General features: G+C 66.4%; 10 protein-coding genes and 1 tRNA gene. 7 read left to right on the forward strand and 4 right to left on the reverse strand.

Features of this window, described 5'->3' with window-relative positions:
- The first annotated feature begins 55 nt into the window (after positions 1-55).
- Entirely contained in the window at positions 56-328 is a 273-nt protein-coding gene (locus ABT369_RS19645) for a helix-turn-helix transcriptional regulator (protein ID WP_350613726.1), read from the forward strand.
- 85 nt (positions 329-413) lie between these two features.
- Positions 414-1877 carry a tyrosine-type recombinase/integrase gene (locus ABT369_RS19650; RefSeq protein ID WP_350613727.1) on the forward strand — a complete coding sequence of 488 codons (1464 nt, stop codon included), beginning with the start codon at positions 414-416 and terminating at the stop codon, positions 1875-1877.
- 110 nt (positions 1878-1987) lie between these two features.
- On the opposite strand, the gene ABT369_RS19655 is transcribed toward ABT369_RS19650, so the two are convergent.
- The 3 genes from ABT369_RS19655 to ABT369_RS19665 form a co-directional block, all read right to left on the reverse strand.
- Positions 1988-2059: transfer RNA gene (locus ABT369_RS19655), tRNA-Lys, on the reverse strand.
- A gap of 305 nt (positions 2060-2364) precedes the next feature.
- Positions 2365-2733, reverse strand: a complete 369-nt coding sequence (locus ABT369_RS19660; protein WP_350613728.1) for a hypothetical protein — start codon at positions 2731-2733, stop codon at positions 2365-2367.
- 328 nt (positions 2734-3061) lie between these two features.
- Positions 3062-5083 carry a cytochrome D1 domain-containing protein gene (locus ABT369_RS19665; RefSeq protein WP_350613730.1) on the reverse strand — a complete coding sequence of 674 codons (2022 nt, stop codon included), beginning with the start codon at positions 5081-5083 and terminating at the stop codon, positions 3062-3064.
- 609 nt (positions 5084-5692) lie between these two features.
- On the opposite strand from ABT369_RS19665, the gene ABT369_RS19670 reads away from it, so the two are divergent.
- On the forward strand, positions 5693-6379 hold the full coding sequence (locus ABT369_RS19670) for an 8-oxoguanine DNA glycosylase OGG fold protein (protein WP_350613732.1): 687 nt from the start codon (positions 5693-5695) through the stop codon (positions 6377-6379).
- 240 nt (positions 6380-6619) lie between these two features.
- On the opposite strand, the gene ABT369_RS19675 is transcribed toward ABT369_RS19670, so the two are convergent.
- Positions 6620-7534 carry a protein NO VEIN domain-containing protein gene (locus ABT369_RS19675; protein ID WP_350613733.1) on the reverse strand — a complete coding sequence of 305 codons (915 nt, stop codon included), beginning with the start codon at positions 7532-7534 and terminating at the stop codon, positions 6620-6622.
- A gap of 270 nt (positions 7535-7804) precedes the next feature.
- Between ABT369_RS19675 and ABT369_RS19680 the strand changes: the two genes are divergently transcribed.
- The 4 genes from ABT369_RS19680 to ABT369_RS19695 all read left to right on the forward strand — a co-directional run bounded on the left by ABT369_RS19680 (position 7805) and on the right by ABT369_RS19695 (position 10413).
- A complete protein-coding gene (locus tag ABT369_RS19680) occupies positions 7805-8050 on the forward strand; it encodes a hypothetical protein (RefSeq protein WP_350613735.1) in 246 nt (81 codons plus the stop codon).
- Between the two features lie 427 nt (positions 8051-8477).
- A complete protein-coding gene (locus ABT369_RS19685) occupies positions 8478-8996 on the forward strand; it encodes a DUF6879 family protein (RefSeq protein ID WP_502891799.1) in 519 nt (172 codons plus the stop codon).
- Positions 8977-9828 carry a helix-turn-helix domain-containing protein gene (locus tag ABT369_RS19690; RefSeq protein WP_350613739.1) on the forward strand — a complete coding sequence of 284 codons (852 nt, stop codon included), beginning with the start codon at positions 8977-8979 and terminating at the stop codon, positions 9826-9828. Before ABT369_RS19685 ends, ABT369_RS19690 begins: the two co-directional genes overlap by 20 nt.
- Positions 9829-10020: 192 nt before the next feature.
- The gene (locus ABT369_RS19695) at positions 10021-10413 is read left to right on the forward strand and encodes a hypothetical protein (protein WP_350613741.1); all 393 of its coding nucleotides are present in this window, start codon (positions 10021-10023) and stop codon (positions 10411-10413) included.
- Positions 10414-10595: the final 182 nt, after the last annotated feature.

Consider the following 10595-nt stretch of genomic DNA (forward strand, 5'->3'; position numbering starts at 1 on the left):
CGGTCCCTCGCGTCCGTCGGCACACCGCCGATCAGCAACAGCGAAGGAAAATGCCATGCCCCAGGCTCCCAACCCCGGCGACCCGCTCGAGAGCGAATGGACGGCTGCACGGATCCGCGCGCTCGGCACCGTCACCGACGTCCCGACCGCCGCCGCGATCTTCAAGCTGTCCCGATCCGTCGCCTACGACCTCATCAAGGCCGGACGGTTCCCCGTGCCCGTCTTGCGCTTCGGCGGCCGCTACCGCATCCCGGTCCCCGCGATCCTCGCCGCCCTCCACATGCCGCCCGAACCGAGTCCTCCGCCGGAACCGCCGCCGGCGACTTGATCCATCCGCCAAGCGGAGCGTCGATCAACCAGCCGCAATCCGCAGCACTACCCGACCAGCACACATATGAAGGAGCACATCCACCATGGCGGATGGATCCGTCTACCGGTACTGCTCATGCCGCGACGACACCGGTCGCAAGATCGGCCAGCACTGTCCCAAGCTCCGCCGCCCCGGCGGCGCCTGGAGCGCCACCCACGGCATGTGGGCCCTGCAACTCGACCTGCCACCCGACCGCGACGGCAAACGCCGCACCCTGCGCCGCCGCGGCTTCACCGAGCGCGACACCGCCACCAACGTCCTCAACCACGCCAAAGCCCTCATCGGACTCGCCAACGGCGACGCCGACGTCGCCACCGAAATCGGTGACCTCATCACCAGCATCAAACCGAGCCATCCACTGCCCGACCAGGACTTCGTCGCCCGCCGCGTCCGCGCCGGCGTCTCCGCCAGCGCCTCCATGACCATCGCCACCTACCTGCAGCAATGGATCACCAGCCGCAAGCGGATCGAAGCCACCACCGTGCACGCCTACGGCGGACACATCCGCAACTACCTCATCCCCCACCTCGGCGACCTGGCCATCGACCAACTCCGCGTCGCCCACGTCCAGCGCATGTTCGCCGCCATCATCGACCGCAACATCCAGGCCGACATCGCCCGCAGCAGCGACGACCCCACCGTCCGCGCCGGCGTCAAAGGCATCCGCAACGTGTCCCCAGCCACGATGCACCGCATCCGCGCGACACTCCGCAAAGCCCTCAACGACGCCATGCGCACCCACCGACTCATCGAATTCAACCCCGCGGCCCACATCGAACTCCCGGCCGCGGACCGGCCCCGAGCGAGAGTGTGGACGAACGCCGCCGTCGCACACTGGCGTACCACCGGCGAACGGCCCAGCAGCGTCATGGTCTGGACCCCGCAGCAGGCCGGCGCCTTCCTCGACCACGCCGAACGCCACGACATCGTCCTGTACCCGCTCTACGTCCTCATCCTGCACCGCGGACTCCGCCGCGGCGAAGCCGCCGGCGTCCGCGACGCCGACCTCGACCTCGACACCGGACTCCTGGCGATCTCCGAACAAATCGCCACCGTCAACTACCAACCGATCCGCAAGAAGGTCAAAAGCCGAGCCGGCGACCGCACCATCCTGCTCGATGCATCGTCCCTGGTTGCGCTGCGCGCCTACCGCGCACGCCGCGCACGCTGGCAACTCGTCGGCGGCCCTGACTGGCCCGCAACCGGCACGTTCTTCGTCCAGCCCGACGGGCAGCCTTGGCACCCTGACCAGATCACCAAACGCTTCGATCAACTTGTCCGCGCCGCCGGGCTCCCACCGATCCGACTTCACGATCTACGCCACTGCGCCGCCACCTTCCTCAAAGCCTCCGGCGCCGACATGAAAGACATCCAGGAGACCCTTGGCCACTCATCGGTCACTCTCACATCTGACACATACACTTCGATCGTCCTCGAACTCGAGACCGAACGTGCTAAGGCCGACGCCGCAGCGGCACTCGTCCCTCGTCATCGGCCCGCAAGTTGATCGCAGAGCGGCGTAACGAATCCAGGCTCGGGGCTCGCAGCGTCCGATGCGGCAAACCGCGTTGGCCGCACAGCCGAGTAGCAGCGCATCCCGCCCAAGCTGCGAAAATGTGGGCCGCCAGGGACTCGAACCCTGAACCAATGGATTAAAAGTCCACTGCTCTGCCATTGAGCTAGCAGCCCGAGGTTTACAGGGTACCGGGCCGTCCGATGATGACTGCAACGACTTTCCGGCCATCTACGTTTGCCCAGCTCAAAGGCTATTTTGCCAGACGACATCACTCAGTGTGACACGTACGGTGCCGCTCGTGTGACGGGTTGTGGTGTAGGCGCTCAACTCTCGAGCAACCCTCGAGCAACCAGGCTGCCGACGCGTCCGCGGCCGCGGCCGGCCCCGACGCCGGGCCTGCCGGCAGGGCCGGATGCACGAATGTCGAGTCCCACCACATGCTTGACGTTTCCGTCTCACCTGATGTTGGACAGGTGGCCTAGGAAATTTCGGGACGTTTCATCGTAGACGTGCTCGGGAGTGGCGCTGTCAAAAGATCGATGTGGTGCTCGATCGAACGCCAAGCCGGTCCGGTGTACTCGGTGAGGGTGAACCGGCGATGCTGATCGGTGGGGTGCACGGTCACGGCGACAGTGCTCTCGTCTTCGAATCGCAGCATGAAGACGGGATCGAGGTCGCAGAGGAAGGCGAAGCCGTCGCGGTCTTCGTCGTTGTCGCTGGCGAGGAAGCCATGGGCGTCCCAGCCGGCGCCGCTGGTGGTGATCACGACTGCCACCTCGACGCTGCCGAGCAGGGTGGACGAGTTCGCCCACCACTCCAGCCAGGCACGGCCCTCGAAGGTCTCCATGGTCGTCATCATTCCAGCGACAACCTGGGGCGTGGAGCCCGACTTTGCGGCGGGGGCAGCGTGGCGAGGTCGTGCATCGTGGTGGCGCGGAGCGACTGTGCGGTTGGTAGCGCCTCGGCCGAGAGAAGGTCGGTCTTGCGGGGCCTGCGGGCTTTGATCCGGGTGACGGGCTGGTCGGTGGTGCGTCGCAGGCTGCGGGGGCCGTCGTCGCAGTGGATGACCAGCTCCGTCTCGGACACCTCGGTTTCTGGTGGACCGGTCCCGTGGCGGGACGCCGACCTATCGACGAGGTCGGCGCCAGGAGCGGGGCCGCTGGCGCCGCCCGTGATCAAGCGAGGTAGCTGAACTTCTCCCAGTCGCCGAGCGCCGCACGGTTGGCGATGAGCGGGCGATTGCCGCCGGCCTCCGCGGTCACGTAGCGGCCGTTCGCGTTCGCCTGGATCGTCAGCGCGCCCTCGAAGGCGCCCGCGTGGAACTTTTCCCACGGGCCGACCACGGTGCGGTTGGCGATCAGCGGCTGAGCGCCGCCGGCCTCCGCGGTGACGAAGCGGCCGTTGGCCCGGGAGAACAATGCGAAGTCGTTGCCGTGGTCGCCGAGGTAGATCCAGTCGACCCGCTCCCACGGGCCGGGGCTGGTGCGGTTGGCGATGAGCGGCTGGCTGCCGCCTGCCTCCGCGGTGACGTAACGGTTGTTGATGTAGGCGTAGAGGGAGCCCGTCCAGAGGGTCTCGTAGAACTGCTCCCACTGGCCGATCGCGGTCCGGTCCGCGGTCAGCGGGCCGGCGCCGTTGTTGCTGCTCACGTACTTGCCGGTGGCCTGGACGATGAAGCTGAACAGGCCGTCGGGGCCCTCGACCACACCGAAGCGGGTCGCGCCGACGACGGTGCCGGCGTTCGCCGTCAGGCGACCGGCCGCGTCGACCGTGAGGTAGCGGCCGTTGGCCTCGGATCGCAGCACGTAGTCGCCGTTGCCCGCGTCGAACTGGTCGATGTACTCCCACTGGCCGGGCGCGGTGCGGTTGGCGACGAGCGGCTGGCTGCCGCCGGCCTCCGCGGTGACGTAACGCAGCGTGTCCCGGGAGAGCAGGGCGAACCGGCGGACCATCGGGCTGACGGTGATCTGCTTGCTCACGCTGCTGCTGCCGGTGCCGCCGTAGCCGAACACCGTCAGCGTCACCGTGTAGGTGCCGCCCCGGGTGTAGGTGTGGAAGCCCGCCCGCTCGGTGGTAGAGGTGGCGGTACCGTCGCCGAAGTTCAGGGTGTACACGCTGATGTGGCTGAACCCCCTGATGGACCCGGCGGCGCTCCAGGCGATCTGCCCGTCCTCGCCGTTGAGGTTGAGCTCGAGGCCCGCCGCCGGGGGCATCGGCTGCACAGTCGCGAACGCGATGCCGAGCGGCCGACCAGCGGTCGGCTCGGTGCCGACCACCGTGTTGGTGGCGGCGTCGATCACCGAGACGGTGCCGTCTCCCGTGTTGCCGACGTACACCTTCTTGCCGTCGGGCGAGACGCCTACGTCCTGCGGATCGCGGCCCACCGTGACGGTCTTGGTGACCGTGTTCGTCGCCAGGTCGATGACCTTCACGGTGTCGGTGGCCCAGCCGGTGACGTAGGCCTGCCTGCCGTCCGGCGCGACGGCGATGCCGACCGGGTTCGCGTCGACCGGGACGGTCGCGGTGACCACCTTGGCCGTGAGGTCGATCACCGAAACGGTGCCGGCCCCGCCGTTCGTGGTGTAGGCGTGCTTGCTGTCCGGCGCCACCGCGATCTGCACCGGCGCGTCACCGACGGCGATTGTCCCCGTCGCCTTGTCGGTGGTGGTGTCGATCACCACCACCTCGTCGTCGACGACGTCGGTGACATAGACGTGATTGCCGTCCGGGGCCACCGCGATGTCCTGGGCGCCGCCGTTGCCGCCGAGCTGGGCGACGACCTTGCCGGTGGCGGTGTCGATCATGTTGACCAGACCGCCCCCGGTGGCGTAGACCCGCTTGCCGTCCGGCGAGATCGCGATGCTGCCGGGCGAGACACCGACCGGCACGGTGGCGACGATCGAGCCTGTGGAAGTGTTGATCTTAGATACCGTGCCGGCGTCGCTGTTGGTCGCGTAGACCCACTGACCGTCCGGCGACGTCACGACCGAGGTCGGGCCGGCGCCGGTGCCGAAGCATGTCAGCAGATCGTTGGTGGTGCCGTCGAAGACGTCCAGACAGTTGCTGTTGCGGTCGGCCACGAAGACGACCGGCCGCGCCGAGGCCGCGCCGGCGGCGGCGGGGTGGGCGGCGGCCACGAGGGCCACCGCCGCACCGGCCGCCGCCGCCGTCATTCCGGATAAGAGGGGCTTGTGCACCGACGCATTATGCGCCGCGAGAGTCGATCACCGCAGACCCGAAAAGACCGCCCACGGCCCGGCCGCCGTGTGGTTGGCCCATCGGTCCGGATGCGACCCACCTCGAACAGATGAGCAACCCGCGAGCAATCCGGTTCCACACTGGACACAGTGACTCGCTATCTCCGCAGCGCATCAGGGTTCTCGATATCCCCGACGATTAAAAGTCCACTGCTCTGCCATTGAGCTAGCAGCCCGCGTTGTACAGGGGTACCGGTCCGGTCGCGGATGCCTGCAACGACTTTCCGTCAAGCGATGTTTGAGCAGCTCAGAGCATTTGCGATACCCCTGTCCTCGGTTCTCACGACCGTCAGGTCGTTGCGCCGGCCGTTTAGGTTGCTCGAGCTGTCGAACTCTCGAGCAACCGGCGAGCTACCAGGTGTGGGGGTCGGTGTGCTGCACGACCGGGTGGTGACGCCCGCCCGGCACTGTCACGCAAGGCGCTCGAAGAGCTGATGGCGGCTGGCTCTCTCACCATCGAGACTCGACGGCGTGGCAGAACCGAGTTGGACGGCCATGTTGACGGCTGTGGTCCAGGATCGAGCAGCCAGCCGAGTTCCGGATCCGGCGATGCCGACCGCCATCCTGCGTCTGCTCCACGACGAGCTGGGTGCCGCGGATGGTCAGCGCGTCCGTTGGGATGCGGCGGCCTGGCGAAGCGGGTTGGCCGGAACCGCGTTGGCGTCGTCCGTTGACGCGGTCGCTGGCGGATTGCCACACGGCAACGGATGCGTGTGGATTTCGCGGGCAGATGTGTTCGCATTTGCGCAGCAGCCCTACGAGTCGTTCGTCGCAGCGATGGCCTGGGGTTTCGGGCCGAGTGGCTACGGTTGGTACCGCACCCGATCGATACTCGAAGCCGCCGAACCGGATCGGATCCCGCAACTCATCACCGCGCTGCGGGCGGTGGCCGATTCTCCAGTGCAGACCTGGGCCACGCTCGAAGGCACCGCAGGGTTGCGAGGCTTGGGGCCGGCGTTCGGCACGAAGGTCGCCTATTTCACCGGCTACGACCGCGTCCACCGATGTGGGCCATTGATCACCGACCGGTGGACCGCGTGGGCGCATTGGGCGCTCACCGGGGAGTGGGCCAAGCGCCGGTCGGCGGCGTCTTACGCGCGGTACCTCGAGCAGGCAGCCGTCTGGGCGGGCCAGCTCAGCACCAGCACTGATACTGCGGTCCGGTCCGACGACATCGAACGGCTGCTCTTCACGGCCGGGCCGCACGCGCGACGCGCATGGCACGCCGGTCGGTGATGCCAGCTGGTGACGCGATGTGCAACTGCGGTGGTTGGCTCTCGTTGGGTTCCGTACGACCCAGACGTCGGCACCTGTATAGTGCGGCTCCCGGTTTGGCGTACGGCGGAATTGCGAGAAGGCAGTTTGGGACGGCGAAGCGAGTTGTGCGGAAACTCGTCGATGAGTTTGACCGGTCACGGGCTGCGGAAGCGGTAAGGCTGCAGCTGTTCTGGAGATCGACCCCACGTACTGCTCGAGCTAGCGCCGCAGGGTGTCGAGGTCTGCGCGGAAGACGTATGGCGTTGCGACGGCCAGGGCTTCTTCCCGGCTGTACTCGGTGATCTTGGGTGTGGCACTGAGCGCGTGGGTGACCACCAGCAATACCCAGTCGTGCTCGTCCGTGGCCGCGCGCAGCTCGTTAGCGGTGAGCAGCACCGTGGGGCGGCTTGCGCTGACGCCCTTGACTTCGATCTTGGCGGTCCTGCCGTCGGGATGCGTACAGGTGAGGTCCCAGCCGAGCTTGTCCGTGCTGACGTCCGCCACGTTCCAGTCGTCGTCTTGATACGCCTGGACAGCCGCGTCCATCGCGGCGTCCTCGACCGCCTGGTTTTGTAGAGGATCGCCGAAGCCGGCACCCTGATCGGTCACGGTGATCTCGGCCAACGCATCCGGCGGCTCGGGCCAGGCCCCAAGCAGCACGTCGAGCTTCGCGAGCTGGTCGAGGGAAACCCACGACGGGTTGCTACCGCTCGGCATCCGCTGGACCTCCAGATCGTCGATGCCCGCCGCGCGCAGCGCGGCGTCGGTCACCGGTGCGTCCAGCCGCAGCGGGATGTACACCGGCACGCAGTACCTGACCGCCAGCCGGGCGTCCTCGTCGAGCCAGTAGCTGAACTCGTCCGCATCGTCGGCGAAACCAGCCACACCGCCGGCCTCGCCCACGACATAGCCTGCACCCCAGATCCCTCTCGGAAACTTCGGCTGCGTCCCCGACAGCCAGAACAAAATCCGGTCGCCGAACTGCATCATGTCGCTCCGATAGTTCTGATGCAGAGACCACGTGTCCTGGATGAGATCGTTGCCGTCCTCGATGAAGCCCGGGAAGTCCCACACCAGCGGGTCGCACTTGATCAGCCACGCACCGAAGTTGTCAGCATCGATTGCTCTTGCCATCGCCGCCCATCCTCCCCAGCGACAGTCTCACCTTCGGACCAACGACGTGATGCCGGTGAGCCAGCGCAACCAAGACATCGTCGATCAATACCGGGCCGCCCATCCTCGCCGACGGCACCATCACACCGCAAGGTGCGCGCTCCGACGCGTCGACACCCGGTCTCCGTCGCGTCTTAAGCCCGCTCGCTAGCAAGGCGCTGGCTGACGAATCAGCCCGGTGATCACCCCCCGACGCCACATCTAGAACGCGTGTTCGAATATGCTGGTTGGGTGGACGGACGGGTACTCCATCACTGGTGGAACGGCAGCTGGGGCCGGTTGAATCGCCGTGACGTCTACATCCGCTCCGACGGCGACCAGTTCGAACTCGAGCTGCGGCTCGGCGGGTCCGAGGGCCGGCGATGGCTACGGACCTACGACACGTATCAGAACGCCGTGACTGAGGCCGAGCAACACATGACAACCGACCAGCGATGGACCGACGTCTCCCGGGCGCACCACACCCGTAATCAGTAGGGCTTGCCGTTAGTCCGGGACAGCGCCCGGGCGCGCTGGTGAGCCCTTTTCTGCACGATGGCCGTTGCCGTGGGTGCCGCCGGTGCGCGCGGTATCGCCCTCCGGGTTCTCTGGGCAGGTGCGGGGTTGGCGCAATATTGCGCAACATGCTTGACCTTGTAGCGGTGAGGTTCCAACGATGGACGGCGATAGCGCAACAATCCGCAACATCAACGATTGGAGTGACCTGTGCGCCTCACGTTTGTCGGGAAGGACCCAGACTCGAATCCTTCCGGCTCCCCGACGGTCTATCGAACTGACCGGGGAAGCTGGGTCGTGCAAGGCTGGGTCGTGACGGACCGAGATGCGCTTTCACAGATGGATATCCCAGCCGGGGAGGCATGTGTGGAGATTCCGGACAGGATGATCCAGTTTTTCGAGGAGCATGGTGCTGTCGATCAGTGAAGCCCGCTTCGGTGAGCTGCTGCAGACGTTCGAGCGGGAGGCACTGCATCTGGAGACCCGCGACGCATACGGGACCGAGACCGAGCTGCCGTACATGGCCAAGTGGTCACGGGGTGAGCCGGACGACCTCGATTGGCTCCAAGACTGGTGCGAGAACGTTCGCGCGCACGTGGACGCTGGAGCGTCTGTGCGGCGGGCCCGAATCGTGTCGGAGCCCCTCAGCGACTATCAGCGGTGGTCCTACAGCATCGCGCAGCCGATGGTCGATGCAGGTGAAGACATCCGCTGGATCTCACGACGGCTTGTCTCCACGATCGGCATCCCCGGCAACGACTTCTATGTCCTGGACGGCCGGCTCGTGGTGTTCTTGATCTATGCAGGTAACGGGCTGAACGCCGACTATCAGACTTCGACTGACCCGGCCCACATCCAGCTGTGCGAGGAGGCGTTCGAGTCGGTGTGGACACTGGCTGTTCCCCATCGTGAGTACCAGCCCGTCTAGCGCAGCCCGTCAGGCGCAGGAGGACCTGGGAGCGCGTCTGCGGGAGCTCCGCAAAGGCGCCGGGCTGACGGGACGGGCGTTGGCTGCCGCGACAGGTCAGCCGTATTGGCGCGTCAGCAGGATCGAACATGGCGTACAGCCCCCGACCCCAACCGACATCGCCGCATGGTGCAAGGCATGCAGCGCAGACAGTCAGGTCCCCGATCTGCTCGCCACGCTAGGGGCGTTGAAGTCTGCCTACATCGAATTCCGTCGGCAAGGCCGCGCCGGCATGAAGCATGTCCTTGGAGCGCACACACTCGCCCGCTACGAGCAGACGACCGTCTTCCGCATCTACGAGCACAATGTCATCCCAGGCCTGTTCCAGACCGCCGAGTACTGCGCCGCCATGCTCGCGTTCTGGATCGGCTTCCTGCAGACGCCGAACGACGTCGAGGAGGCCGTCACCGTCCGGATGGAACGCCAGCGGGTAATCCACCAGCGCGGCACGCGCTTCCTCGTCGTCCTCGAAGAGCAGGCGCTCCGCACCTGGTTCGGCGGCGCGACCGTCCAAGCCGGCCAACTCGAACGGCTGCTGACCGTCATGTCGATGCCCACCGTCTCGGTAGGCATCATCCCGCTCATGACGGAACGCGGCGGCGTTGCATCCGCTGGCTTCTGGATCTTCGATGACCATCTCGTCGCGCTCGAGACACCCACCGCCAACATCGAGGTCAGCCGCCCGCAGGAGATCGAACTCTACAGCAAAATGTTCGAACACCTGCAGTCGGTCGCGGTCTACGGCGAGCCAGCACGCGCCATCGTCCGTGCCGCGCTCGGCGAGCTCAGCTGACCTTCCGCAACGATGCGCAACATCGTGGACTGGTTCCCGCCGGGGATCGTAGCGTCGTCGATGAGATCGAAAAGCAGCGAATCCAACGATCTTCGCTGACATCGACTCGGCACAGGCCTCCGCCGGCACGCCATTAGGCCTGAAAGGGCGGTCGTCGGCGGTTCCACCGATGACACAGAGAGGATTGGGATCGTGGTGCATCCGTCGTGGTGCGTGGGCGAGGCCGGGGGCTGCGATGGCCGTTCGCACTCGTCCCGCCAAGTAGTCGTATCCGGTGACGATCGTTCTGGCATCGGGATCACAGCGTCGCTGTGGCAGAGCCAGGGACGCCAGACCTTCCTGGGGCTGATGGTGACCCCGGTGCCTGATGACGCTCTGGGTCTCGCGGCTACGGGCTTCCTCGCCGAAACCGACGCGCATCCGGAATTCGTCACTGACGCGCACGGACACGACTTGACCATCAGCCAGTTCGAGGCGTTGTACGCAGCGCTGGGCTACCTGCTGGCCGAGACACGGCGTACCGCACCCGCCGGACAGGGCACTACACGAGGGCCTGCGACAATAGGTCGTACGCGGCCGACCTGAGCACGCATGGCACCGAACTGCATTGCGTCGGCTACAAGCTTTTACGGGTCACGCTCGACCTGACCACCGCGCTCACTGATGCCGAGCACGGCCAGGAGATTAACGAGATCATCAACACCATCGAATGGATCGGCTGGAACCTCGTCTCGCTATCCACGGTTGGCGCCCAAGGCGACAGCGCG

The organism is Dactylosporangium sp. NPDC000244, from assembly GCF_040300725.1.
GTDB lineage: Bacteria > Actinomycetota > Actinomycetes > Mycobacteriales > Micromonosporaceae > Dactylosporangium.